The 24,087-nt window shown below is 58.2% G+C and carries 23 protein-coding genes; 11 read left to right on the forward strand and 12 right to left on the reverse strand.

The annotated features are described in order from the left end of the window. The first annotated feature begins 337 nt into the window (after positions 1 to 337). Positions 338 to 685 carry a hypothetical protein gene (locus ABC383_RS24570; RefSeq protein ID WP_413018117.1) on the forward strand — a complete coding sequence of 116 codons (348 nt, stop codon included), beginning with the start codon at positions 338 to 340 and terminating at the stop codon, positions 683 to 685. A gap of 128 nt (positions 686 to 813) precedes the next feature. On the opposite strand, the gene ABC383_RS24575 is transcribed toward ABC383_RS24570, so the two are convergent. The 4 genes from ABC383_RS24575 to ABC383_RS24590 all read right to left on the reverse strand — a co-directional run bounded on the left by ABC383_RS24575 (position 814) and on the right by ABC383_RS24590 (position 6,269). Further along, entirely contained in the window at positions 814 to 2,631 is a 1,818-nt protein-coding gene (locus ABC383_RS24575) for a glycoside hydrolase family 15 protein (protein ID WP_413018119.1), read from the reverse strand. Positions 2,632 to 2,834: 203 nt separating this feature from the next. After that, positions 2,835 to 4,163, reverse strand: coding sequence for an MFS transporter (locus ABC383_RS24580; protein WP_413018121.1), 1,329 nt, complete (start codon positions 4,161 to 4,163; stop codon positions 2,835 to 2,837). A 265-nt stretch (positions 4,164 to 4,428) separates the two neighbouring features. Further along, on the reverse strand, positions 4,429 to 5,427 hold the full coding sequence (locus tag ABC383_RS24585; protein WP_413018123.1) for a transketolase family protein: 999 nt from the start codon (positions 5,425 to 5,427) through the stop codon (positions 4,429 to 4,431). Further along, positions 5,424 to 6,269, reverse strand: a complete 846-nt coding sequence (locus ABC383_RS24590; protein WP_413018125.1) for a transketolase — start codon at positions 6,267 to 6,269, stop codon at positions 5,424 to 5,426. Before ABC383_RS24590 ends, ABC383_RS24585 begins: the two co-directional genes overlap by 4 nt. A gap of 120 nt (positions 6,270 to 6,389) precedes the next feature. Here ABC383_RS24590 and ABC383_RS24595 point away from each other — a divergent pair, with 120 nt between their 5' ends. Then, a complete protein-coding gene (locus ABC383_RS24595; protein WP_413018126.1) occupies positions 6,390 to 7,388 on the forward strand; it encodes a LysR substrate-binding domain-containing protein in 999 nt (332 codons plus the stop codon). Between the two features lie 83 nt (positions 7,389 to 7,471). Here the strand turns inward: ABC383_RS24595 and ABC383_RS24600 are convergent, their stop codons facing one another. Next, positions 7,472 to 8,221: an SDR family NAD(P)-dependent oxidoreductase gene (locus ABC383_RS24600; protein ID WP_413018128.1), complete on the reverse strand. Its 750-nt coding sequence runs from the start codon at positions 8,219 to 8,221 to the stop codon at positions 7,472 to 7,474. Between the two features lie 643 nt (positions 8,222 to 8,864). On the opposite strand from ABC383_RS24600, the gene ABC383_RS24605 reads away from it, so the two are divergent. Continuing rightward, positions 8,865 to 9,032, forward strand: coding sequence for a hypothetical protein (locus ABC383_RS24605; protein WP_413018130.1), 168 nt, complete (start codon positions 8,865 to 8,867; stop codon positions 9,030 to 9,032). On the opposite strand, the gene ABC383_RS24610 is transcribed toward ABC383_RS24605, so the two are convergent. After that, positions 9,029 to 9,247, reverse strand: a complete 219-nt coding sequence (locus ABC383_RS24610; RefSeq protein ID WP_413018132.1) for a hypothetical protein — start codon at positions 9,245 to 9,247, stop codon at positions 9,029 to 9,031. The two genes, ABC383_RS24605 and ABC383_RS24610, sit on opposite strands and share 4 nt — an antisense overlap. Before the next feature lie 32 nt (positions 9,248 to 9,279). On the opposite strand from ABC383_RS24610, the gene ABC383_RS24615 reads away from it, so the two are divergent. The 3 genes from ABC383_RS24615 to ABC383_RS24625 all read left to right on the forward strand — a co-directional run bounded on the left by ABC383_RS24615 (position 9,280) and on the right by ABC383_RS24625 (position 13,424). Next, the gene (locus ABC383_RS24615; protein ID WP_413018134.1) at positions 9,280 to 9,963 is read left to right on the forward strand and encodes a class I SAM-dependent methyltransferase; all 684 of its coding nucleotides are present in this window, start codon (positions 9,280 to 9,282) and stop codon (positions 9,961 to 9,963) included. Positions 9,964 to 10,213: 250 nt separating this feature from the next. Continuing rightward, positions 10,214 to 12,793 carry a PAS domain S-box protein gene (locus ABC383_RS24620; RefSeq protein ID WP_413018136.1) on the forward strand — a complete coding sequence of 860 codons (2,580 nt, stop codon included), beginning with the start codon at positions 10,214 to 10,216 and terminating at the stop codon, positions 12,791 to 12,793. Next, a complete protein-coding gene (locus tag ABC383_RS24625) occupies positions 12,783 to 13,424 on the forward strand; it encodes a response regulator (RefSeq protein ID WP_413018138.1) in 642 nt (213 codons plus the stop codon). The genes ABC383_RS24620 and ABC383_RS24625 overlap by 11 nt, the downstream gene beginning before the upstream one ends. Before the next feature lie 75 nt (positions 13,425 to 13,499). On the opposite strand, the gene phbB is transcribed toward ABC383_RS24625, so the two are convergent. From phbB to ABC383_RS24650, 5 genes are all read right to left on the reverse strand, one after another. Then, positions 13,500 to 14,240, reverse strand: a complete 741-nt coding sequence (gene phbB / locus ABC383_RS24630; RefSeq protein ID WP_413018139.1) for an acetoacetyl-CoA reductase — start codon at positions 14,238 to 14,240, stop codon at positions 13,500 to 13,502. 81 nt (positions 14,241 to 14,321) lie between these two features. Beyond that, positions 14,322 to 14,666, reverse strand: coding sequence for a phasin family protein (locus tag ABC383_RS24635; RefSeq protein ID WP_413018141.1), 345 nt, complete (start codon positions 14,664 to 14,666; stop codon positions 14,322 to 14,324). A gap of 95 nt (positions 14,667 to 14,761) precedes the next feature. Continuing rightward, a complete protein-coding gene (locus ABC383_RS24640; protein ID WP_413018143.1) occupies positions 14,762 to 15,181 on the reverse strand; it encodes a hypothetical protein in 420 nt (139 codons plus the stop codon). 558 nt (positions 15,182 to 15,739) lie between these two features. Beyond that, a complete protein-coding gene (locus ABC383_RS24645) occupies positions 15,740 to 16,225 on the reverse strand; it encodes a hemerythrin domain-containing protein (RefSeq protein WP_413018145.1) in 486 nt (161 codons plus the stop codon). A gap of 197 nt (positions 16,226 to 16,422) precedes the next feature. After that, positions 16,423 to 17,625 carry an NnrS family protein gene (locus ABC383_RS24650; protein WP_413018147.1) on the reverse strand — a complete coding sequence of 401 codons (1,203 nt, stop codon included), beginning with the start codon at positions 17,623 to 17,625 and terminating at the stop codon, positions 16,423 to 16,425. Positions 17,626 to 17,895: 270 nt separating this feature from the next. Here ABC383_RS24650 and ABC383_RS24655 point away from each other — a divergent pair, with 270 nt between their 5' ends. The 3 genes from ABC383_RS24655 to ABC383_RS24665 all read left to right on the forward strand — a co-directional run bounded on the left by ABC383_RS24655 (position 17,896) and on the right by ABC383_RS24665 (position 19,734). Next, positions 17,896 to 18,306 (forward strand): hypothetical protein, encoded by a 411-nt coding sequence (locus tag ABC383_RS24655; protein ID WP_413018149.1) that lies wholly within the window; start codon positions 17,896 to 17,898, stop codon positions 18,304 to 18,306. A 318-nt stretch (positions 18,307 to 18,624) separates the two neighbouring features. Continuing rightward, positions 18,625 to 18,909 (forward strand): hypothetical protein, encoded by a 285-nt coding sequence (locus tag ABC383_RS24660; protein WP_413018151.1) that lies wholly within the window; start codon positions 18,625 to 18,627, stop codon positions 18,907 to 18,909. A 681-nt stretch (positions 18,910 to 19,590) separates the two neighbouring features. Then, positions 19,591 to 19,734, forward strand: coding sequence for a hypothetical protein (locus tag ABC383_RS24665; protein WP_413018153.1), 144 nt, complete (start codon positions 19,591 to 19,593; stop codon positions 19,732 to 19,734). A 426-nt stretch (positions 19,735 to 20,160) separates the two neighbouring features. On the opposite strand, the gene ABC383_RS24670 is transcribed toward ABC383_RS24665, so the two are convergent. Beyond that, on the reverse strand, positions 20,161 to 20,655 hold the full coding sequence (locus ABC383_RS24670; protein WP_413018155.1) for a hypothetical protein: 495 nt from the start codon (positions 20,653 to 20,655) through the stop codon (positions 20,161 to 20,163). A gap of 1,558 nt (positions 20,656 to 22,213) precedes the next feature. On the opposite strand from ABC383_RS24670, the gene ABC383_RS24675 reads away from it, so the two are divergent. Continuing rightward, positions 22,214 to 22,897: an AAA family ATPase gene (locus ABC383_RS24675; RefSeq protein ID WP_413018157.1), complete on the forward strand. Its 684-nt coding sequence runs from the start codon at positions 22,214 to 22,216 to the stop codon at positions 22,895 to 22,897. Continuing rightward, a complete protein-coding gene (locus ABC383_RS24680) occupies positions 22,894 to 23,928 on the forward strand; it encodes a ParB/RepB/Spo0J family partition protein (RefSeq protein ID WP_413018159.1) in 1,035 nt (344 codons plus the stop codon). The genes ABC383_RS24675 and ABC383_RS24680 overlap by 4 nt, the downstream gene beginning before the upstream one ends. Positions 23,929 to 24,087: the final 159 nt, after the last annotated feature.

The following is a 24,087-nucleotide window of genomic DNA, read 5'->3' on the forward strand; positions in this document are numbered from 1 at the left end:
GAAGTAAGCCATCCGGTGTGACGTAATCGACCTGATGCCAGGCGGAAGTTTCTTTCTTCCAATGCCTGAGCGGTCTTCATGGCCGGGCAACGCGCCTGTCCTGCCATCCCCTCTGCGCAATCTGCAAAGAGATGCTGCAGCAATCGGGGCCAGGATAGCTCGGCAATGCAACATGCCAGCGTTGCCCGGCGGCTCTCTTTCCCGATGCCGGCAATAGCCGACACAGGCCGACCCGAAATTCCTACATGCCTTGTCCAGTTGTCTGATGGCCTGCCGCAGCAGTGGCTCTTACCATGCACCTACCCTATTGCTGTTCCATCCAAGCCTGGAGACGACGATGCAACAAATTCTGGTGGGCCGGTTTCGCGATCCGAAAGATGCCGAAGTGGCGATGCGCCTGCTCGTGGCGGATGGCATTCCGCAAGACAGTATTGCGTTGAAGGGCTATGGCCTGCGCACAAGGCGTTTCCATGATGACACCGCCCCCGGCAGCCTTCTGCATGGCATCGGACATTTCTTCGACCGCCTGTTCAATGCATCGGGCAAAAGCGAGGAGCGCGACTATGCAGAGCCGGTGCCGCCTGGCGGCGCGGTGATCGTGGTCAGCGTCAGTTCCGGCAGGAAGTCGCAGCTGGCCCATGCGGCGCTGGCAGACATGGGGGCGACCGAGATCGAGAAGCATTGACTTCGATCTTCCCTTGTCGGACAGAGCGCCTCAATGAGAGCCGACCGCCTGCCGGCATGCATGAAACAGGAACGTGAAGCAAACGCCGATGGCCGGGCTGACTCTGCCTCAGGAATCAGGCTTTCGCTTCATGACTTGCCGGTATTGGCCCGTGCCGGCCCGGGCGCGCTGTCGCCGGCCTGTTCCAGGTTCATCGCGGAGTTGACGATACCGATGTGGCTGAACGCCTGCGGAAAATTGCCGAGCATGCGGCCTGCGACCGGATCATACTGCTCGGCCAGCAGGCCCACATCGTTACATAAGCCCAGCAAGCGCTCATACAATGCCCGCGCCTCCTTTCGCCGCCCCATCAGCAGCCAGGCATCGACCAGCCAGAACGAGCAGATCAGGAAGCTTCCCTCCCCCGGCGGCAGCTGGTCAGTCCCACAGCCACTGATATAGCGCTGCAGCAAGCCGTTGCGCATCAAGTCCTTCTCGATACGGGCCACCGTGGCGCGCACCCGGCTGTCGTCGGGCGGCAGGAAGCCGGTCAGCACGATATGCAGCAGGCTGGCGTCGACCTGATCGGCGCCGTAATGCTGCACGAAGCAGCCCAGGCTGTCGTTGAAGCCCGCCTGGCATACCTGCGCGTGGATCTCGCCGGCCAGCAGGCGGCAGTGTTGCGCCAGCGCGCGGCCTGCCGCATCCTTGTGGCTTTCGGAAAACCAGGAAGCAAAACGGCTGAACGCAGCCCAGGCCATGACCTTCGAATGCACATAATGCCGCGGTTCGCCCCGCACTTCCCATATGCCATGATCCGGTTCGCGCCAACCGGATTCCAGAAAGCGGATGATGTGCCGTGACAGCGCGAGCCCGCGAGGGTGGGTGGGAATGCCGCCACGTAGCGCCTGCGTCATTGCATCGGCGACTTCGCCGTAAATATCGAGCTGGCGCTGAGCGGCGGCCGCATTGCCGATGCGTACCGGGCGGGAGCCGGCATAACCAGCCAGCCATGGCAACGTCAGCTCGGGAAGCCGGCGCTCGCCGCTGACGCCGTACATGATCTGCATCTGCTCGGGATTCCCGGCGATGGAGCGCATCAGCCAGTTGCGCCATGCCAGCGCTTCCTCGTAATAGCCCAGTTTCATGAAAGCCATCAGCGTCATCGTGGCGTCGCGCAGCCAGCAAAAGCGGTAGTCCCAGTTGCGCTCTCCACCCGGCCATTCGGGAAGCGAGGTCGTCACTGCGGCCACAATGCCGCCGGTCGGCCGATACGTGAGCGCCTTCATCGTCAGCAGCGAACGCCTGACCTGCTCGCTGTAAGGGCCCTGTCCCGGACAGCGTTTCGAAAATTCCCGCCACCACGATTCTGTGAAACGCAGCGCTTTCTCGGGATCGACCGGCCCCACTACCGGCAGATGGGAAGCCTGATGGAACAGGCCAAAGGCAACGCGCTGCCCGGCCTTGACCATGAAGCGGCTTTCCGTACGCTGATCCACGCCCGTCAATGGCGCATGGGTGCGCAGCACCAGCATGTCCGGTCCCGCCACGGCGGTCAGCGTCGTCGCGTCCTTGCGTTCAACCCACGGCACGACATGGCCATAGTCGAAGCGCATGATCAGGCGCATCAGGAAACTGACCTCGCCTTCAATGCCTTCGACAATCCGCACCACCCCGGGACGGGGCGTGTCCATCGGCATGAAATCGATCAGGGTGGCAGCGCCATGCCGGGTGCGGAAGCGGGTCTCGAGCACCATGGTGCCCTCCCGGTAGGCGCGGCTGACCTCAACCGCTTCGTCAGGCGCAATCTGCCAGTGGCCATTCTCCTGCTTGCCCAGCAATGTCGCGAACGGGCTTGCCGAGTCGAAGCGCGGCAGGCAGAGCCAGTCGATCGATCCTTCCCGTGATACCAGCGCTGCGCTTCTGCAGTCGCCCAGCAATGCATAGTCTTCGATTGTGCTGGCCATATCGGTTTCCTTCAAGGTGGCCCATCAGCATACGGGACTATTGCGCACTCGTCCTAGCAGCGCCTTTTCCGCCGGGTTGGATGTCGTCCGCCGGCGCGTTCGCCACCCAATGGTTCCCGGCATGAAGCAGCGGACCGGCCTTCCGCCCCCGCAGGGATGAAAAGCCGGCCAGCGTCAGGACAGCAAGGCGCTTGCGCTGCGCATCAGCGATTGACGGTCCTGGCCGGCAACAACAGCACCAGCACGGCGCCGATCAATAGCGCCGAGGAGGTGAACATCAGCCCGGCGCCCTGCTTGCCGGTGAAGTCATTGAGCCAGCCGACCACCGATGGCGACACGAAGCCGGCCAGGTTGGCGATGCAATTAATGGTGGCGATGCCGGCAGCCGCAGTCATGCCGCCGAGGAATGCGGTCGGCAAGGCCCAGAACTGTGAGCTGGAGGCGATGCTGCCCACCGCCGCGAAGCTCAGCAGCGCCAGCGCGGTGCCTACGCCGCTGGTGAGCGGCAAGGCGAACAGCGCCGCGGCGGCCACCACCATCGGGAGGGCGCAATGCAGCCGCCTTGCCTTGGTCCGGTCCGAGCTCATGCCAATGAAGGGCAAGGCAATCAGCGCGCAAAGATAGGGAATCGCCGACAGCAGGCCCACCAGCACGACGCTGCTGACGCCGGAATTCTTGACGATGGTCGGCAGCCAGAAGGTGATGCCGTATTGGCCCATCACCACGCAGAAATAGATGGCCGACAGCAGCCACACGCGCCGGTCGCTGAGAAACGAGGCGACCGAATGGTGCGCCACCTTGCCGGTGTCGTCCTCGGCAATATTTTCCTGCAACAGCTTCTTTTCCTCGGGCGTCAGCCATTTGGCCGCAGCGATGCTGTCGTCCAGATAGAACAGGATGGCAATCCCGAGCAGCAGCGACGGAATCGCTTCCAGCATGAACAGCCACTGCCAGCCGCGAAATCCCTGCACGTCGGCAAAGGCCTGCAGTATCCAGCCTGACAGCGGCCCGCCGACGATGTTTGCCAGCGGAATCGCCATGAAGAAGATCGACAGCATCTTCGCGCGCCGCTTGCTGGGGAACCAGTAGGTGATGTACAGGATGACGCCCGGCGCAAACCCCGCTTCCGCCGCTCCGAGCAGAAAGCGCATGATGTAGAAGGTGGTTGGCGTCGATACGAAGGCAAAACAGGCGGATATCACCGCCCATGTCAGCATGATGCGCGCCAGCCAGCGGCGCGCGCCGTACTTGTGCAGAATCAGGTTGCTCGGCACCTCGAACAGGAAATAGCCGAGAAAGAAGATGCCGGCGCCAAGTCCATAAATGGTGTCGCTCCATTTCAGGTCGTTGAGCATCTGCAGCTTGGCAAAGCCGACATTGACCCGGTCCAGGTAGGCGCCCAGATAGCACAGCATCAGGAACGGGATCAGGCGGCGCGCCACCTTGGCATAGGTGCGGGTTTCGAAGTCGCTGCCTGCGGCAGCGGGCATAGCGCCATCGGCTACAAGGCTTGCGGTGGTGTCGGGTTTCATTACAGTCTCCTTCGTTTCGATTGCACGGTCCGGACGTCATTGGTCCCGCATGCCCGGGCCGCAGGCAAATGAGGCGGCTTCAGGCAAAGCGATGCGCAGGCAGCGTCTTGGGGACGCGGCACGGGCAGGCCGGTCATGCGGCGGCCGATACGCGCTCTACTAGCCGCGTCGGCCTGACACCGGGCTGATCTGGTTATGGTTGCGGGGTCGACATGCCGGGCACGAGCGCTGCCGGCATATGTCCACGCTATTGTCTTGTCTATGCTTAGAGCCAGCCCTTGATACTGGCCGCCATCGCATCGGTGGAGATGCCATACCGGTCATGGAGTGTCGGCAACGCGCCCGCATCCAGGAAGGCGTCAGGCAGTGCGATCTGACGGAAGGCAGGCGCCACGCCGGCGCGAAGCAGCGCACCGGCCACGGCCTCTCCCAAACCGCCGATCACGGAATGGTTTTCGGCGACGACCACCAGCCGTCCGCTGCGCGATGCTTCGCGGATGATTGTTTCCTCATCCAGCGGCTTGATGGTGGGGCTATGCAGCACCGCCACGTCGACGCCGTCCTTGCGCAGGGCATCCGCCGTTTCCAGCGCGCGCATGGTCATGATGCCGCTTGAAATGATCAGTACGTCGCGGCCGTCGCGCAGCACTTTCGCCTTGCCCAGGGTAAAGCGGTAGTCGTATTCATCCAGCACCAGCGGCACGCGGCCGCGCAGCAGTCGCATGTACACCGGCCCCTGATGCGCGGCGATGGCAGGCACCGCTTGCTCGATGTCCAGGGCGTCGCAGGGGTCGACGATCGTCAGATTCGGTACGCCACGGAAGATGGCGATGTCTTCGGTCGCGGTATGGCTGGGGCCGTAGCCGGTGGTCAAACCGGGCAATGCACAGGCGATCTTGACATTCAGGTTTTCTTCGGCAATGACCTGATGAATGAAATCGTAAGCCCGGCGCGATGCGAACACCGCATAAGTCGTGGCGAACGGCACAAAGCCTTCCTTGGCCAGGCCGCCGGCCGCTCCCATCAACAGCTGTTCGGCCATCCCCATCTGAAAGAAGCGCTCGGGGTAGGCCTGCGCGAAGATATGCAGATCAGTATATTTGCCGAGGTCGGCGGTCATGCCGACGATGTCGGCCCGTTGCCTGGCCAGTTCCACCAGCGCGTTGCCGAACGGCGCATTCCTGGTGCGTTGTCCTTCCGACGCAATCGAGGCGATCATTGCCGAAGTCTTCAGCTTCGGCTTGGCTGCATTCACGGTGTTCATTTATTGTCTCGCTGGTAGTCGTTATCAAGAAAATCGATGGCTTGCTGCCATTCCTCGGCATCCACGCGGATGAAGTGGTTCTTGTCGCGCTGCTCGAGAAAAGGCACGCCCTTGCCCATCAGGGTGTCGAACAGGATCACGCGCGGCTGGGCTTTGGAATGATTGCGCGCGGTGTCGAACGCCTTGCGCACGGCCGCCAGGTCATTGCCGTCGACGCGTTGAACGAACCAGCCGAACGATGTCCATTTTTCCGCCAGCGGCTCGAAGCCCAGCATCTTTCCCGAGGGTCCATCGGCCTGCTGGTTATTGATGTCGACCAGGTTGATGATGTTGCCGAGGCCGAAATGGCTGGCCGACAGTGCCGCTTCCCAAGTGGAACCTTCGTCCAGCTCGCCATCCGACATCGAGTTGTAGACAAAGGCCGGATTATTCTTCTGCCGCAGGCCCAGAGCCATGCCGACTGCGATGATCAGGCCCTGGCCCAGCGAGCCACCCGACATTTCCATGCCCGGCGTGTAGGTCGCCATGCCTGACATCGGCAGCCTGCTGTCGTCGCTGCCGTAGGTCTCCAGTTCCGTTTCCGGCAGAATGCCTGCTTCCAGCAGGGCGGCATAAAGGGCAATCGCATAGTGACCATGGGACAGCAGGAAGCGGTCGCGCCCTTCCCATTGCGGATCATCGGCGCGATAGCTCAGTGCATGGCGATAGGCAACCGCCAGAATGTCGGCCATGCCGAGCGCCTGCCCGATATAGCCCTGCCCTTGCACCGCTCCCATCTGCAGGGCATAGCGGCGAATGCGGTAAGCGGCACTTCGCAGGGATGTGATAGGGTTCTCTTGCATCACTTGATTTGTCTCCGATAGGGTTTATGAGGAAGAGCAAGCAATCGGCAACATGCACTCTTCGGAATCGAGTGTATAAACCCCGGCCATAGCCGTATAGCGATGAATTCTTACCGATAGATGAAATCAGTTCAGCGATACATTGCCCTGCGCAAGGCGTCGATCAAGAGCCTGCAGGCATTCGAGGCAGCCTATATGCACAAGTCCTTTGCCGAAGCGGCAAAGGAGCTGTCGATCACGGCTTCCGCGGTCAGTCACTCGATTCAGGCGCTGGAGGAAGTACTGGGCACGCTTCTGTTTGAGCGGGTCAAGCGCGGCGTGATGCCTACCGAAGCAGGTGCGCGCCTGTATGCCGTCATCCGCCGCTCCTTCAGCGATATCGATGAGGAAATGCGCGCGATCCTTGATCGCAGCGACAAGCCGCAGGTCGTCACTATCCAGTGTGCGCCCAGCTTCGCCGCCATCTGGATCATGCCCCGGTTGCCCGAATTTCTGCTTTCCCATCCCGGCATCGACCTGCGGCTCTGGGCGGTGCATGCGCCACCCGACTTTGCAGGCAGCGGCGCAGATATCGCCATCACCTATGGTCGGCCGCAGGCGTCGGCCGGGATCAGGGCGGCGCCGATCGCTGCCGACGAACGTTACGTGCCGGTATGCAGCCCGGGCCTGGTGGAAGGACACAAACTGCCGCTGGATCCGCGTCAGATCGAAGACTTTTATCTGATCCAGAATGATGTGTCCCTTACCTCTTGGGACGAGTGGATCAATCACTATGCGCCGGGCTGTACGAATGTTGTTCGTGGCCTGCGGCTGGATCGCGCCTTCATGACGCTCAGCGCTGCCGAGAATGGCTTGGGAATGTGCGTGGAAAGTACCGTGCTTGTTCGGGATTATCTGCAACAGGGCCGGCTGGTGCTTCCTTTCGGCGACCGGGGCCTGCCGTTCAAGGCGCACTACCTGGCGGTGCCGAAGAACAAGGAGAATCTGCAGACCGTGCAGACAGTGCTTCAGTGGATCAATTCGTGGATGAGCGAGGACAAGGCCACCGGAACGCTGTCAGGGAGCCGCATCGAGGCGTCAGGGAAGGTTGGCATGTCGGGCGTCGCCACACGCGGCTGATTGTGTGGACTGGCCATATCCTGAAACGCGGGCTTGCACTGCCAGTGCCGCACACTCGCAGTGCAAGCCCGATCGGCAAGAGATTAATGGATCAGCATGCCGCCATTCACATCAAGGGTGACGCCGGTGCAGTAGCTGGACAGATCGCTGGCCAGAAACACGACCGCGCCGGCGATATCGTCCGCCCTGCCCAGGCGTGCCAGCGGTATCTGCTCCGCGATCTCGCCTTTGCGCTCTTCGGTCAGCTTGCCGCGGATGATGTCCGTGGCGATCAGGCCTGGCGTGATGCAGTTGACGCGGATGCCGTCGCTGCCAAACTCGCGTGCCATTGCACGTGCAAGACCCAGCACGCCTGCCTTGGCCGCCGAATAATGCGGGCCACCCAGTATGCCTCCGCCGCGCTGGGCGGAAACCGAGGAAGTGCAGACGATGCTGCCGCTCTGCTGTCGCTGCATGGACGGCAGTACCGCCTGGGACATCAGCAGCGTGCCGCGCAGGCTGACATCCAGCACCATATCGTAGTCCGCAGCGGAAATGTCCAGCGTCTTGCGCGGCTGGGTGATGCCGGCATTGTTGAACAGGATATCGATGCGGCCATAGCGCTTCAGCACGGCTTCGGCAGCCGCGTCGCATTGCGCCTTGCTCGTTACATTGGCAACCAGGCCGATATGGCCAGGGCCAAGCTCGGCTGCCGCCCCGGCGGGATTGGCCGATTCCAGGTCCAGGATCGCCACCGTCGCGCCATGCGCCGCCAGCATGCGCGCCGTGGCGAAGCCCAGGCCATTCAGGCCGGCGCCGCCGGTAATGATGGCAATGCGGTCTTTTAATAACATGATTTGTGCTCCTCGCTATGTTGTATGAACGACAGAGGAGATCGTCGTCTATCCGCCAGACCAATTCAAACGATTAAAACTCAGTAGGGGGCAAATTCAATTCATGCATGCTGCAGGTTCAGCTTGAATGAAACGGCAGCACGTTGCGGCCTGGCGGCGTGAATGATCCGGTCTGATGCCGGCGAAAAGCAGATGTCGCTCGGATGGCGGAAATGCAAAATTGCAATTGGCATTGCGGTTGGGCGTGATGGTGATTTTTCTACGCAGAATTGTCCTGGCACGGAATCGATATGAGAGCAATCCTTTCCTGTGCCAGGCCTTCCCCGCAACAGCCAATGCCTATCATTGCAACCGCACCGTCGGACAGCCCCTGGCAATGCATGATCAATTTCTGGAGCGACACTGATGAACTGTGTTCCGTATCGGGCACCGTGCCGTTTTTGCTCCTTTAACGGGCAGTCGGCGGCGCCATGGGCGGCCAGTGAATGCGGAGTCCAGGTTTCTTCTGCCCGGCTGCTGAAGTTTCCCGCAAAGCGGCAGGCATGCGGCAGCCGAAGCCGCCGGCGCTACCCGCTTTCGGCATTGCGCGGCAGCGATGTTTGCGATTAAATCTACCCTATCCAACTTGGCATCAGGAGGGAATATGAGATACCGCGACGTGCATGAACGCTACATTTCCGCCAAAGAGAGAGTCAAGCTGGCGGCCGAGCGGCTAAGCCACGCGACGACCGATGCCGAAAAACAGAAGGCGCAACGTTGGGTCGACGCCTGGGACACCGTGGCGCGTGTGCATCCCTTGCGTCGAAGTTAATCCTCGACATTAAACCGCCTTTCGGGCGGGAAGCGCTCTGCCGCAATCTTAAAGCCACGGTCGACGGATATGTCGAGCCCCGCGGCAACCTGCTGGGTCAGGCGCATGGTCTTGTGTATCGGCCTGATGCAGCAGGCTCGCGCTGCGCGCAGTAACGGGACCGGGATCATGCCTGTTAGAATCGCGGCGCGCAATGGCAGGCAGGTACCAGCCATGATGCCTCCTACAACTCCGAGCAAGGCACAAGATGCGCCAGGACGATGCCCAGGGTGACAAGCCATTGAAGACCAGGTCGGGCCATGGTATCGACGTCGCCGTCCAGCGCGAGGATTATCTCGATGGCAGCGCCATCAGGCAGATCAGAAGCCTGATAGCCTGGCGCGGCACGGCGCGTGCGCTGGACGCGGCTTGCGCCGCTGGCGGGCAAGCGCGCCGCATGGCAAGGGCCGGTGCTGCGGTAACGGCGGTGGACCTGCATTCCGACGGTGCCGCGCTGCTGCGCGCGGCTGCAGACGAGGGCCTGACGCAGATTGATTTCGTCCAGGCGGATCTGCGCGATCGCGAGTTGTATCGGCGCCTTGGCCAGTTCGATTTGATCATTGCGCAACGCTTCATCCACTACCTGCCTTTTCCGGATGCGGTCGACGTGATCAGACTTTTTCGTCAGGCCTTGCTTCCGGGGGGAACGCTGTATCTTTCCGCATCCGGCCTGCGCAGCGAGCTTGGGCAGCAATATGACGGCGCTGCGCACATAGCAGAACGCTTCGCGGCATTGTGGCCGCCCATGGCCAACAAGCACGGCATCCATGACCGCGTATGCCTGTACGAGGAACACGATATGAGGGCATTGCTCGATGCCGGTGGCATGCGTATTGCAAAGCTGTATGCCTCACCGTTCGGCAATCTCAAGTGCATCGCATGCCTGGCTTAAAGATCGAAGGCGTCAATGCCGGGACGCTTTAATTTATGCCGTTACTGTCATAACGCCGTTTGTCCTATTGCAGCGTTAGCCCACCTGCAGTACATGCCTTTCGAACGTTCAGCGCTGCAATAAATTCACGAGCAGGACTGCAAAAAACCGTCCGATGTCTGGAGCGTGCTCTACAATTCCGTAAAACCAAAAGCCGCTGCCTGCCAGGTATAAGGCTATACAGCAACTTTCCGGGGCGATTCGAAGACTCATGATGTATTCCTGTGCGCACGCGTCACGTGGCGACCACTCCGTGCAGTTCTATCACGATGAACAATTTCTGCTTGAGCAGATTACGGACTTTGCCGGTTCGGGAATCAAGGCTGGAGAAGGCGTCATTGTTATTGCGACCGCCGCGCATTTGCAGCAATTGGCCGACAGCCTGGCGTCGCTGCTCCCCTTACCTGGCATACGCCCGGCGGGCGCGTACATCGGCCTGGATGCTGAAACCACGCTTGCCCGTTTCATGCGAAACCAACGGCCGGACCGGCAGCTTTTCCTGCCCGTTCTGGCAGAGATCATGGCGCGCGCCTCCGATCAGGGCATGCGGCGGGTGCGGGCTTATGGGGAAATGGTGGCGCTGTTGTGCAGCCAGGGCTTAAGCGATGCCGCGCTGGAACTGGAAGCATTATGGAATGAGGCCGCGCAAATCCATGAATTTTCTTTGCTATGCGCTTATCCGATGCGTGGCTTTCCAAGCCAGGAGGATAGCCGGGTGTTTACCGAGATTTGCGCCTTGCATTCCCATGTACGGCCGCTGGAGAATGTCTGCCTGCCTTGCGTCGACGAGGATATCCTGCATCGCAGGATTGCAATGCTGGAACAGAAGGCGCACGCGCTTGAACTCGAGGTTAAGCTTCGCAAGAACATCAAGCATACGCTGAACGAGCGCGAGAACATGCTGCTTGAACGCACAGCGGAATTGCTGAGCAGGAATGAGCGCATGATGTTCGAAGTCGACAAACGCAGGGAGACCGAAGCCGCATTGGTCAGGGCGCAGCATATCCTGACCAGCGCAGAACGCATCTCGCATCTGGGCAGCTGGGAGTACGACGCCCACACTCGCCAATTGCAGTGCTCCGACGAGTTCTACCGCATTTGCGGCCTGATACCGCAGTCGGTACAGATGACATTGGAACTGGTGATGTCCTTCGTGCATCCGGAGGATCATGCCCTGGCGCTGCAGGCAGTCGAGCAAACCCTCCATCAGGGCAAGCCTTACCGCATCAACAAGCGCATCGTGAGACCCAACGGGGAAATCCGCTATGTCGTCGGTCGCGGCGAACCCGTGCTTGAGCAGCAGCGCTTGAGCAAGGTGATCGGCTCGTTCCTCGATGTGACGGAGCAGCACCTGGCCCAGCAGGCGCTGGCGGAAAGCGAAGGACGATTCCGCAGCTTGGTCAATCTGTCCTCCGACTGGTACTGGGAGCAGGATGAAGAGATGCGCTTTACCAGCCTGCTCCACCATGACGATGCACAAGCAGGCGCGACACTCTCGCCCATGCTGGGCCATACGCTATGGGAGGCGCAGGGCGCCTCCTGGAAAGAGGCAGACAAGGAGCGGCTGGTCGTTGCCCAAGCAAGCCGGCAGCCTTTTCACGATATCGAATATGCCTACCGAGGTCGCAATGATGAGACCATATCGCTGCAGATCAGCGGCGAACCGGTGTATAACCCGGCCGGCAGCTTCGTCGGCTATCGCGGCATCGGCAAGGATGTGACACAGCGGGTACGCAGGGAAAAGGAACTGTATCTGTTTCGCAGCGCGATGGACGCCACGATCGACGCCGTGTTCCTGTTCGACCGTCGCGGACGGCCATTCTTTGACGTCAACCAGACCGCGTGCAGCATGCTGGGCTACACCCGGTCCGAGCTGCTCGCCCTGACGCCGGAAGCAATGGGCAGTCGCACCACTGAGGAGCTCGACTGGCTTTATCAGGACGACGATGCGCTGCAGCAGCCCAGGATCGTGGAAACCTGGCTGCAGCGCCGGGATGGCTCCAGCGTACAGGTGGAACTCGAACGGCGACGGCTGCGATGGGACAATGCCTGGATCATCGTGGCGGTTGCGCGCGACATCACGCGTCGCAAGCGTGCCGAGCAGGCCCTGCGGGAATCGCGGGAAACCCTGCGTGGCCTTGCCGCGCACCAGCAGCAAATCAAGGAGGAGGAACGCAAGCGCATCGCGCGCGAAGTCCACGATGAACTGGGTGGGTTGTTGGCCTGCATCAAGGCCTACGTATCCGTGGCAATCGAGAATGCTGCGCGGGAAGGCGTCGCTGCCGACAGCCTGCTGGTCGATGCCGTCGACCTCGCCGACACGGCAATCGAAAGCGTGCGTAGGGTCATCACCGAACTGCGTCCCAGCATTCTTGACGACCTTGGCATCTGGCCCGCGCTGCAATGGTATGCGAAGCAACTCGACGCACGGACAGAATTGCAGTGCGCATGCATGATCGATGCGAATGCGCTTGCGGTGGAAATTGATCCCGAGCGCAGCACCATGCTGTTTCGTGTGGTGCAGGAAGCGCTGACTAACGTCGTGCGCCATGCCGAAGCATCCAGCGTCGAGGTCAGGGTGCGCCGGCTGGACGATGTGCTTGCGGTGGAAATCGAAGATAACGGAAAGGGAATCGCACCTGAGCGCCTCATCAACAGGGAATCCTGGGGCGTGCTCGGCATGCATGAAAGAGCAGCCTATTTTGGCGCCGACCTGAAGATCACCGGAGGGCCTGTGCAGGGTACTCTGGTTGCAATGTCATTACCATTGGGACTGATTGATGCCGAATAGTGAAATAAAAGTGTTGTTGGTAGACGATCATGCGGTTGTACGTAACGGACTGCGGGTCATGCTGGCCTCTGCCAAAGATATCAATGTGGCCAATGAGGCCGAATCGGCCGATCAGGCCTTGCAGCTTGTGCGTTCGGAACGCTTTGACGTGGTGCTGCTGGACATCGCCATGCCTGACAAGAATGGCCTTGAATTGCTGAAGACATTACGTATCGAAAAGCCTCGGCTGGCAGTGCTGATCCTCAGCATGTATTCCGAAGAAATGTACGCGCTGCGCGCGTTGAAACTCGGCGCGGCGGGCTATCTTCCCAAGAACAGTCCAGGTCCGACGCTGATCAACGCAGTCCGCAAGGCTGCTGCCGGCGGCAAGTACATCAGCGCCGGCATCGCCGATCAGCTCGCGCGCATGCTGGCTGGCGACGCCGTCGCAGAACATGACGCGCTGTCTGATCGCGAACTGGAAGTGCTGAAACTGCTGGCCGGCGGAGAAAGCACAACGGGGATTGCGGATGCGCTGTCGCTGAGCTCGAGCACGGTAGCGACTTACCGCACCCGCATCTGCGACAAGCTCAAGCTGAAGAACAATGCGGATCTGACCCGCTACGCGCTGGTTAACGGCTTGCTGTTGTAAGTCTTTATTGGCGGGCGACGTGGCTGCAATCACAGGAAGCTCTACTTGTAATTGCAGCCGCGACGCATCGCTGCGTCAGTACATGTGCTGGCCGCCGTTGATGGCGATGTTGGCGCCGGTCAGGAAAGCCGCCTCGTCCGAAGCCAGGTAGGCCACCAGGCCCGCCACTTCTTCCGGCTTGCCCAGGCGCGCCATCGGGATCTGCGGAATGATCTTGGTGTCGAGCACTTCCTGCGGAATCGCCATGACCATCTTGGTGCCGATGTAACCCGGCGAGATCGTGTTGACCGTCACCCCGCGGCGCGCCACTTCCAGCGCCAGCGCCTTGGTAAAGCCGTGCATGCCGGCCTTGGCGGCGGAATAGTTGGTCTGGCCGAACGCGCCTTTCTGGCCGTTGACGGACGAGATGTTGATGATGCGGCCCCAGCCGCGCTCGGTCATGCCATCGCACACCGGCTTGGTCATGTTGAACACCGAATCAAGGTTGGTGCGGATGACCGCATCCCATGCCGTCTTGTCCATCTTCTTGAAGGTCATGTCACGGGTGATGCCGGCATTGTTGACCAGCACGTCCACCGGGCCCAGGTCCTTGGTGATCTGGGCGATGCATCGCTGCGCCGAATCGTAGTCCGCCACGTCGCATCGATGGGCATAGAACTTGTGGCCCTGCTGTTCCATGCTCGACAACCATTCGGCGGAATTGGTGTTGCCCGGCGAGTAGGTCGTCACCACCTGGTAGCCAAGCGCCGCCATCTTCACGCACACCGCTTCGCCGAGGCCGCCCATGCCGCCCGTAATCAATGCAATACGTTTCATAACTTTCCTTTTGTCTGAGATGATGGATGGCGTACCGGCTGCAGGACCGGGTACGCCGGGATAGATCAGCGTGTGTTCGGCTCAGGCCGCCTTGCTGGCTGCGTTGACGCTCGATGTCGTGGCGGCCGACGGACTGGAAGGATAGGTTCTGGTCATGATGACGACTACGTCGCGGACATAGCCCATGCCTCGTTCGAGATTTCCCTTCGCGAGCAGCGCGCTCAAAGCGCGGTACTGGCTGCCGTCTGCTGCTGCGAGTAGCCTCACTTGCACATCGGACGACTCCCTGATCGTCTCCCTGCTCAATGTGAGGTTTAATTGCATCAGTTCGGAAGCCCTTTGCAGCGTCGCACTTGCCAGCAGCGCATACATGTTGAACTGTGCTTCGAAGCTGAACGGGTTGCTTATGCCTTCTTTGCCTGACATGCTGTCTCCTGGATGTAATGAAAGAGCGCCATTGCTGCAATGGCTTTACTCAATATGCAAGCGCACTGGCCTCAACTGTTGGCGCCAGCACCGCATCATGCGCAGCGCTGAAATATATGCTGCTGCTGGGCCGGCGCCACGGCATCCGGTGAGGAGACAGACAGATCAGCGTGTTTTCGGATGTCCAGTCTGAACAGGTAGTCCGGCTCGGTTTCGAGCATGGTCAGGAAAACGTCCACCATGACAGGCGCGTGAGCCCCTTTTCTCATTTCGCATACCTTGCGTTGCCGGGTATTGGCGAGGAAAACGGCAAAGGCAACGTTATACCCCGGCGTGTCAGGCTGGAAAGGCAGCGCCGGCAAAATGGACTTAATGGGCTGGCCGCTCAGCGTCTGCACCGGCATGCCTGCCAGCGCGGCAATCTGCTGGCCGCAGGCCCGTATGCAGCCGTGCCGGTCCAGGATCACCGTGGTGGACAGGCGAGCCGTTGCGCGCTTGACCGACACACCGTCCATGCTCGGCACCCGCGGCTCTGTTAAATTTTTGACAATACCAAGGATATGCCGCGGCCTTTTGTTAATCACTGAACCATGCTCCCGTTAATCTCGATTAGTCGCGGTACATGTCAAATCAGATATCCGCGCAATCTTGTTGTGTCGTGGATTTTGCTGAAATTGAGATGGCTTGTATATCGAGGATCAGCCATCGTTCTGTAGAATTTTCATGACAAGAAATTGTCAGAATTTTCCTACGCGTCAAAAAGGCGCGATGCTGGTTCATGGGAACTCTGCGATCGATTGCAGAGGAGCGTAGCGCTGCTTTTTAGTCGCCATTTGCGCGAAAAGCCCGATGGCGTCCGTCTTTGGCGGGCAATGTCCATGGACTCCGTCTGCCGTACTCCCGGTCGGCCTATCCGTGATCCCTTTTTTGAGCGCGCCGGCCCACTCACAAAAGTAGTGATGATTTCCCTGCCGTAGCACCGACAAGGCGAAAGCCGTTTTCACGATGGGCTGCGTGCGGGCCGATGTTGATTGGTGCCAGGCGCTGACAGAGCCCTCGTTATTGAAAGTACGTCATGCAAAGCCGGCACGCTGGGCTTGAGCCTGGTCAATACCAGCCCGTGCTTCCACTGCGCGCATTGAATCGACCAGGAAGCGTGCCGCTGGGCGAAGGCAATGATCCGCCATTAATAACACAATGCTTTCTTCCTTCATGCAGTGCTCTGCCATCATCTGGCGGAACGCGCCGGCAATACCAAAGAAGGACCGCGCATTGCATCGCCGGATGGCTGCGCGTAACCCCGCTGCGACTTGACGCAGTTGCTGATGCTCCGCAAGCATCTCAGCAATTGGTCTCCTTGCATCGCTGGTGTATTGCTCGAGTGCCTTGAAAAGCACCAACTCCTCCATCAGCAGATGCTGGTTGAGCGCGGCTTCAAAACGCGTATTGGCACCAAAGGCCGCCAGCCAGGAACGGCGCGTTACTGCCTGCTCGACACGCCGGAATAGCCGGTCGCAGGCGATGCGGTCCGTCTTCAGGAAAGTAATGATGTCAGACATTGTTTTTCTCCATGCAGGTAGCCGCAATGTTGGCATTGCGCTGCGATCGGCCACCTTGATCCAGGTCGGAAAACCCTGAGTCCGGCACGCTTTTCAGCACACGCCACCTCGCGCGCGGTTTCATTAATGGCGGCAGGCGCCAAGGTACGGGTAGCACGATCAATCATGCTGCCTCTCCATGTAACGCAGAGCCATTGCTAACCTTCCCTGGCGTCGACACGCGCATGAAACAGGTAAGGCCCATAAATAAGGGCATAAAGCAGGAAAGCCGCGCTCCAGCAAGCCGCAGAAAGCATCAAGCCGACGTCGCGCAGGTGAGCGGGGCCAGCCGCTGCCAACAATCGGGATGCTACGCCTATCTGAATCAGCAAATACATCACTGTCTCGCCGCGGCCTGCCCGGAGAGAACGACCGGTATGGCCAAGCGCCGTACGCGTGATCATGCCCATGATGAGCCCAGCCATCGCGCCGATAGCCAGCACATGGAACGCGGCACTCGTGCTGGTCAGCCCAAGCGCAGACATGGCAAGGAGGAGGAGGCCCAGAACCAGCCACGCATAGGACGCATGCAATATCCACAGCAGCGGATTGCGCAACGTGCAAAGCGGTTTCCAGCCCGCCAGCCGGGTCGTTTGCGCCATCGCCGCTGCCGCCGCGATACCAGCAATGAACGGCCCTGGCAAGGACAGCGCCCAGGCGAATGCCACGCCAGCAGTCAATATCAAGGTGATGCGATCACGACGCTCGTCGATGATTGGCCGTGCATGGCTGATCGCATTGGCCGTGAAATGCGGGATAACCCGACCGCCGATCGCAGTTTCAATGACCGCGATAACCAGGATTGCAGCATGCACCGGCTGTAATGGAGAGATCGGCAACCAACCCAGGCGCGCTGCGTGGAAACCAAGGTTGCATAGGGCAAGCAACATCAGGAGAGCAACCAAAAAAATATTGCGCTTGCTTTTGGCGCTTTGAAGGACACGGTAGAGAGGCACGGCGGCAACAGGCAGAAACAGTAGGTCGACTGCTGCAGCAAGCAGCGGCTGGGTCAGCAGCATCGCAAGTCTGCCGGCCAGCCAAAGCAACGCGATCGCCGCCAATGGCCCGCGGCGCGGCGTCCAGAGGCCGGTCCAGTTGCGCCCTGCCGTATAGAGGAACCCGACGATGACTGCGACGGCAAAGCCAAAAATCATTTCATGCGCATGCCAAGCCAGATCGACATGAACAAGACTCTGAAGAAACCCGTAATACCGCAGTAGCCAGACCGGGATGGCGACGATGGAAAATGCCGCGGCAAGCAGGTAAAACGGCCGGAAACCAAGACCCAGCAGCGGATGATGAGCAAGACCCGACGTGTCGGGATTTTTCCCTGCGTTTTCCTCGATGGTCAGCAATGCCATGTCGTACTCCAAAAGATACATTACATTTGTATCTTATATTTGCTCGCTGCGTCTGGCAATAGCTCAAAAGGATAAAACCGGGTTGAGTCGACCCGTGAATGATCGCAGCGTGGCAATTTCAGATGACCGTCGCTCAGCACAGGTCGGGATTGCGCTAATAGAAAATTTTGATCCAGGTCATGTTTCAATTCAGTGAGAAAAAATATCCTGCTTGCGAAAGAAAGTTAATTAGCCGTTAGCAGTGCTATTTCAACTGAGGGAGAAATCGTTATGTCCAAGACGCTACTAGCTTTAATCTTCGCACTGAGCATACCGGCCGTTCATGCGCAGCAAACAAACAGGCAAAGTGAATTTTCGAATCCGCCGTCTACCAAGGGAAGCAGTGTTTCACGCGCAGAGGTGAAGGCAGAAGAACGCGCGACAGGCTCCATGGGCACCAAGCAGACCGAGTATTCCGACACTGCCAAGCGCCGCGGTGCAAAGGCCGCCAACGACGGCGCACCGACAAACGATCCCTTCGCAAAGAGTCGTGATGAGAAGGCCCAGGCGAAACAGGCGTACAAGCATGACAAGACCAAAGACCGTGCCGAATACAAGCACGCGAAAAAGGAATCCGTGGCGAAGCTGAAGGCGACGAACCAGCGCTCGGATACGGAAAAAAATATGGAAGTGCCCAGGTAATTACCCCGCGCATAGGCTTGCAGCAGGCGGAGGATGCCTTGTACTTTCACCTGATGCCTGCAGCGTTCGCAAGAAGAAGTGGATCGAAAGCCGCAGCAGATGTGATCTGCTTCACTGCGGCTGTACAGGCCAGTCATCGCATCCCAGCGACACGGCGAGATGTCACCACGACACGTAGCAGTGCAAGGTCGCAAGGCATGGCAAAGCAGTCATTGCTCGGCCGCACTGCCGTCACCTGGTCCTGTTGACACCAGGTGACGGCAGTGCCAGTCTAGTCAGGTCTTTTCTGCAGCCGACCTGGATAAGGAGGAATTCGTTATGCGCAAGGACTTTGAATTTAACATTAATGGGAAAGATTGCCGTTTCTCCGCCCGTACCGGAACTGCACACGATGTTGGCATCTATGAGGAAGGCGCCAGCGTGCCCTGCGTCGTGCTGACTGAAAGCAATGGGCTTGAACGCGCACTCGACAGGCTTGTCGACAAGGAAGAACTGCTTTCCATCGCCATTGTCCAGGCCACCCAGCATGGCCTGATAGAGCGGGCCATGCAAACAGGCACGCCGGTTCAGGAAAGCCTGGCGTTTGTCCGCAACCCTGATTAGGCACCGAGCTCACCGGCATCCCCGTATAGCTGCTTCCCTACCCGACAAACCCTTTGGTATTGGGTTGGGGAAGCGCCTTTTTCATTCAAAACGTGAAGGCAAATTGTCGAATAGGCTGTCCTTGACATACTCGGCGGGAAGTAACCGGCGATGATTCCGGAGCCGCGATGCGCGAGGCCTTCGGAATTACCCAATGCATACGCGAGGCGCTGCAGATCGCCTTTGGGAGTGAGCCACATTGGCACGTCTAACGATCCCGAGAGCCATTGCAAGCGGGTTGGGACATTTGGCAACCATTTGTCCACTGAGCTTGCGCTGATGGACTTGAAATATGTCTCTTAGGCCGACATTTTGGGTCTCCCACACCACACCGACATCCGCTTGCACTTCGTCGGAATTGGGCCCCCAATGAAAAAGGCGTGCCGACGATGGAGGGCCTGCTCTCCTAAATAGTCGGCTCGTGCATCGGTAACGCTGAATCATCCGTCAACCATGACGAGGTTAAGGACACCGTCCTGCTGCGCCGCTCGACCGGAATTTGTAGGAGCTAGTTCTTTCCCGACTACTCTCAATGCGCAGCGTAAAGCCCGCATGCAACTTCATCGCGTTCGCCCGGCATCAGAAATGTCGCGACTTTGGGACCAGAATGGTTATCCATTTTTTTGAATTTAGAAAAGGAAAATGGCGGACAGCGATCCAGAAAAAGCAATTGCCGTTTTGAATCGGATTCTTGAAGCAGATCTGGCCAGTGTTGTTCGATACGCTGATCATTCACTGCTGGTTTCTGGTTTGGGACGCATTACGATTGTTGCCTGTCTTCGCTAGCAAGGCGACGAGTTGCCGCTACGTGCAGAGACGTTGGGTAAATGGATCCTGCGCCGGGTGCTTACCATTCATTGACAACAGGGCCACTGCTCGATCTCTATTCCTGCGATATCGCTACCATACTGCGTGCGTCCCTGGCGGCAGAGAATCAAGCATTGGCCCACTGGCCCTTTTCCGCGACCTGCTGAACCTCGTGAAAGAATTCAGTTGCGCTGGGAGAATGTGCCAGGAAAATGATCAACACTCAGGTTCTGCCCCCCAACGACGCAACGAGATGCTGCGGCACCTCGGCGTGATCAAGGCCTTAGCCCGTCGCGTCGCGTCGCACGGCTCCGCCGGTATCGGATGCCGGTGGAGCAAATGTTGCGTCCCTCCTCGGACAAGTTAGATCACTAGCGACTGGTACGGCTTGGAAGGACGACGCGCTTATCCATGATGGCGTTGCATTCTCCAGTAGGCGAAGCCTGCAAGCATGCCGAAAATCACATGGCCAATGAATGTTTCCAGAGTGCGCAGGTCGACAAACCAGGGGAAGGCCTTAGCCATGACGTAGAAATTGAATAGATAGAGCACGATACCAAAGGCGGCACCCATACCGAACGCCATACCAGGGCTTTCGTCCAGCCGGAATGTGGAAAGGACGGCTGCCAGAATGCAGGCAAACAGCATCCCCAGAATATAGTGCGTCACCAAAGCAATTGCGATAACGCTTGCGGAAAAATCGGATGTCGTGGCGACACTGTGTCCTAGCGTGATACCGGCGACCTTATGCGCGATTACCCACGGGTCATGGCCGCCTGTAACGGCCCAGAGGAATTCCAATACCATCAACAGCGCACCGGCCAGAAAGCCGGCGATCAGTGCCGCAGTCCAGTCGAGCGTATGCGCTTCCCTATGATGCTTCCCAAGATGAAGTTCCACAGCGTTCTCCCTCTAAGATGAATGGAGTCGGCCGGAAAGTGCGCCGCAGGAACTTCACTTTGCGGCCGGAATGCTAATCCGAGTATAGGTCGTTTTATTTCGTTTTCAATTGTTGCGGTAAGGGCATGAGACGGTGCCATAGGGCCTGCGGAGTACGCTGTCGACGAAGTTCTGGCACAACTCCACCTACCGTCTACCCCTCTCTCATTTCGACTATAAGCAACCGCGTCGCATCCTGTCCTAGCCACGCGGCTCGTGGGCCATTTCAAGCTCGCTACTTCAGAATGATTGAAAGGCGCTGGCCTGATTGCAATATGGTGATTGCCACCATGGCGATCAACATGCTGGTTGCTTGCTGCAGGGTTCACGGTCCTGATCGGCGGCCAGGCAAAAGGAGAGAGAGTCAGCTGTCATTCTGTTATGGCCGGATTTCGGGAATGAAATAACGTTTTCTTATGGGTAGATTGATAAAAAATTGGCGCCGGGCCTTGTCAGTCAGAAAGAATTCCAGGCTACAAATATCTTGCCATCGTGGTCCGTGCTATCAAATGTGTTGCCGCTACGCCGTTGATTATCGAAAGGTATCGAGCAATTTCTGTTTGGGGTGCATGTCATGGTTATGCTGTGAAACAGGCCGACCAGGTAGGTGTGATGAAAGCCGCGCAGTCGGTGTTGCATTATTACCGTCTCCTGATGTTGGTGGCGCATCGTTGGTGGTGATCCGATCGCATAGGCACCGGCGTGTTGTTGCTTCCATGATGATTATATTGAAAATATAAATTATCATCGTCTAAAAAGTCCAAAAAATTTAAGGAACCCTACGACGATTTGTATTGTTTTAACTGCTACAAGCTGGTGGAGCCACGGCGTCGACCAGTATCGCTATCTTCGTACTAAAAACGTGAAGCATTTCTCGTTGCGCAGGTTTCTTCCAAGGACAAGACTAGGAAAATAAAATCGCACATCCGTTTGGCGGCGATGCCAGCATTAGCACATCCTGTTAACGCGCTCTTCGTTCTGGACCTTTATCAGGCGACGCATCGGCAAACTGCAATCGCCATACCCTGGCATGCATCGCTCGGAAGTCAACGTGCTTGTCTCGGCATCGCTCTATACGATTTTGATTGAAATGAGACTCACATCATTCGCGAAGATTCTGGAACCACAGGGTGTACGAGCGCGACGTTTAATCCCCCATTCGCCGTTAAAGCGCGACATGGTGCGTTGGAAATTGCCTGCTCCGAGGTTACAAAACAGGGATTGCAGTATTTGATGTGGAACCGGGCAACTGGGCGGCCTAAATGACGCAGAACTCGCCGCATCAGCAAAAATGTCCCATACTCCCGCCGGTGTCCCGTTAGCGTCTCCAAACCGCGATTTCCGCGCTGAAATCACAGCTCTATCGGATCCGGTTTAGAAAAATTGAAAACAACGGGCAATTCTTCAATTTCAATTATAAGCTTCTATATAATGCTGTCTGGCCGAAGGCTGCAGGATGTTTGATTAGCAGGTCCGATTTCTGCGCAGAAATCGGAAGAAAAATTTAGGGAATAGACAGATGACCGCAAAAGTAGTCACGGTTTTCAACCAAAAAGGCGGGTGCGGAAAGACCACCGTCACCATCCAGCTTGCTGGCACGATCGCCATGCGTGGATACCAGACTCTCATCGTAGATATGGATGAGCAGAGCACTGCCACGCGCTGGGCAAGCCAGGCAGCGGATGATGATCCATTTCCTGCCGCCGCAATGAATCTTGCGGCAATGGGCGGGAAGGTGCACCGGGAGATCCGTAATCATCTCAATAACTATGATTTCATTTTTATCGACTGCCCGCCAGCGGCACTATCGCCCGCGCCATCCAGCGCTATGCTGATTTCGGATCTGGCGATCATTCCCATCGTCCCTGCCCCGGCGGACATGTGGGCCTCGGTCGCCGCGAAAAAACTGGCATTGACTGCGCAAGTTACAAATGAGCAACTACAAATTCGTATGCTTCCGAACATGGTGCAGAAAAACACTAATCTGGCCAAAGACACGTTGGAAGTGCTTGGTGAAGACGAAGAAATCCCCCTAATGAAAAACTGGATCGGATCAAGATCGGCATTCCGTGAATGCCAGCTCACAGGATCGACCGTGCACAAGATGGGGAAAACCAGCCCTGCAACCAAAGAAGTCGACAAATTGGCGGATGAAGTTTTACAGATTCTTGGCGTGAACTTGGCGAAAAGGACGAAAAAATGAGTGGCAAACCGGACCGGAAATCGTTATTACGCAGCTCGATTCGTAGCGAAACCCAGGCGGTCGAAAAGCGATATGAACCAGCCAATGTCGATAAACGATACGACGCCGCAGACAGCGCCTTGGTCGGGCGCCCGCTCGGCTTGGTAGGGCCAACGGTAGCAAGCGCCCGTTCTGCCGTCGATTTCAGCGCGGAAATCGCCTCGAAGGATGGGGTTAATGGCAAAACCATTGTGCGAGTGCCACTGTCGATGGTGCACGATAACCCCCTGAATGCTCGACATATCTACGATCCGGAGGCAGTGAAGGCGCTGGCGGCATCGATTGCCACCAGGGGTCAACTGGTTCCTGCACCGGCCGCACGGCATCCTGATCTCGACGGCCATGTCGTGTTGATCGACGGCCACTATCGGAAGCGGGCTTTGTTTGCTGCCGGAAAGACCGACATCGAATGTCTTTTGCAGGACGTTTCGAGCGAACTCGACATGTATCGGATGTCATACCTGATTAATGAAGAACGCAACGCGCAGTCACCGCTCGACAATGCTCTTGCATGGCAAAAGCTGATGGTAGAGCAAAAGGTACCCGACGGCGCAGGTATTGCGGAATTGACGGGCCTGTCGACGGCGGCTGTGGCCAAAACTATGGCTTTTTTGAAGCTTCCCGAGGCGGCACTGTCCAAGCTGCGCGAGGCACCTGCAAAATTTGGGGTGGCGGTGGGTTACGAAATCTACCAACTTTCAAAACTGTTAACCGAACAGGAGCTTCTTGATCTGATGCAGCGTACCGTGGATGAAAATCTCAGTTCACGCGCGCTTGAGGCCCTCCGTGCCAAGCTTGAAAATGCAAAGCCGCGCAAGAAAAAGGAAGTGAGTCGCCAGTACCGGATCAAAGCCGGTAAGACACAAATCGGCTTCATAAAGGAATGGGATTCCGGAAGGGTTGCACTGGATATCAACCTGGTCGACCCTAAGGAAAGACAGGCGCTGGTGGACGAACTTAAGCGCCGGTTTCAGATTGGTGATGCGGCTTAATATCTAAAAACCGGCATCGCTGTTTTTATTTTTCGCCTGGTAAGCATCATCCGCACATTTCTGCCTGTAAGGGGCCGGACCGTGCTGTTTTGCACGACAGTTCCAAGCCTTTTCCAGGCAGATGCCCCAGAGTGCCAGCTAGCACAAATTTTGTGCCTG

The sequence above is a fragment of the Noviherbaspirillum phoenicis genome (assembly GCF_047237965.1).
Taxonomy (GTDB): Bacteria; Pseudomonadota; Gammaproteobacteria; order Burkholderiales; family Burkholderiaceae_D; genus Noviherbaspirillum_A.

Excerpts from the sequence above, each read along its gene's own strand:
- ABC383_RS24665 (WP_413018153.1), top strand. The coding sequence starts at position 19,591 with ATGGCGGACAGCGATCCAGAAAAAGCAATTGCCGTTTTGAATCGGATT.
- ABC383_RS24615 (WP_413018134.1), top strand. The coding sequence starts at position 9,280 with ATGCGCCAGGACGATGCCCAGGGTGACAAGCCATTGAAGACCAGGTCG.
- ABC383_RS24650 (WP_413018147.1), bottom strand. The coding sequence starts at position 17,625 with ATGGCATTGCTGACCATCGAGGAAAACGCAGGGAAAAATCCCGACACG.
- phbB (WP_413018139.1), bottom strand. The coding sequence starts at position 14,240 with ATGAAACGTATTGCATTGATTACGGGCGGCATGGGCGGCCTCGGCGAA.
- ABC383_RS24675 (WP_413018157.1), top strand. The coding sequence starts at position 22,214 with ATGACCGCAAAAGTAGTCACGGTTTTCAACCAAAAAGGCGGGTGCGGA.
- ABC383_RS24590 (WP_413018125.1), bottom strand. The coding sequence starts at position 6,269 with ATGCAAGAGAACCCTATCACATCCCTGCGAAGTGCCGCTTACCGCATT.
- ABC383_RS24625 (WP_413018138.1), top strand. The coding sequence starts at position 12,783 with ATGCCGAATAGTGAAATAAAAGTGTTGTTGGTAGACGATCATGCGGTT.
- ABC383_RS24580 (WP_413018121.1), bottom strand. The coding sequence starts at position 4,163 with ATGAAACCCGACACCACCGCAAGCCTTGTAGCCGATGGCGCTATGCCC.
- ABC383_RS24605 (WP_413018130.1), top strand. The coding sequence starts at position 8,865 with ATGAGATACCGCGACGTGCATGAACGCTACATTTCCGCCAAAGAGAGA.
- ABC383_RS24570 (WP_413018117.1), top strand. The coding sequence starts at position 338 with ATGCAACAAATTCTGGTGGGCCGGTTTCGCGATCCGAAAGATGCCGAA.
- ABC383_RS24680 (WP_413018159.1), top strand. The coding sequence starts at position 22,894 with ATGAGTGGCAAACCGGACCGGAAATCGTTATTACGCAGCTCGATTCGT.
- ABC383_RS24595 (WP_413018126.1), top strand. The coding sequence starts at position 6,390 with ATGAAATCAGTTCAGCGATACATTGCCCTGCGCAAGGCGTCGATCAAG.
- ABC383_RS24645 (WP_413018145.1), bottom strand. The coding sequence starts at position 16,225 with ATGTCTGACATCATTACTTTCCTGAAGACGGACCGCATCGCCTGCGAC.
- ABC383_RS24620 (WP_413018136.1), top strand. The coding sequence starts at position 10,214 with ATGATGTATTCCTGTGCGCACGCGTCACGTGGCGACCACTCCGTGCAG.
- ABC383_RS24610 (WP_413018132.1), bottom strand. The coding sequence starts at position 9,247 with ATGGCTGGTACCTGCCTGCCATTGCGCGCCGCGATTCTAACAGGCATG.
- ABC383_RS24640 (WP_413018143.1), bottom strand. The coding sequence starts at position 15,181 with ATGGACGGTGTGTCGGTCAAGCGCGCAACGGCTCGCCTGTCCACCACG.
- ABC383_RS24635 (WP_413018141.1), bottom strand. The coding sequence starts at position 14,666 with ATGTCAGGCAAAGAAGGCATAAGCAACCCGTTCAGCTTCGAAGCACAG.
- ABC383_RS24585 (WP_413018123.1), bottom strand. The coding sequence starts at position 5,427 with ATGAACACCGTGAATGCAGCCAAGCCGAAGCTGAAGACTTCGGCAATG.
- ABC383_RS24655 (WP_413018149.1), top strand. The coding sequence starts at position 17,896 with ATGTCCAAGACGCTACTAGCTTTAATCTTCGCACTGAGCATACCGGCC.
- ABC383_RS24600 (WP_413018128.1), bottom strand. The coding sequence starts at position 8,221 with ATGTTATTAAAAGACCGCATTGCCATCATTACCGGCGGCGCCGGCCTG.
- ABC383_RS24660 (WP_413018151.1), top strand. The coding sequence starts at position 18,625 with ATGCGCAAGGACTTTGAATTTAACATTAATGGGAAAGATTGCCGTTTC.
- ABC383_RS24575 (WP_413018119.1), bottom strand. The coding sequence starts at position 2,631 with ATGGCCAGCACAATCGAAGACTATGCATTGCTGGGCGACTGCAGAAGC.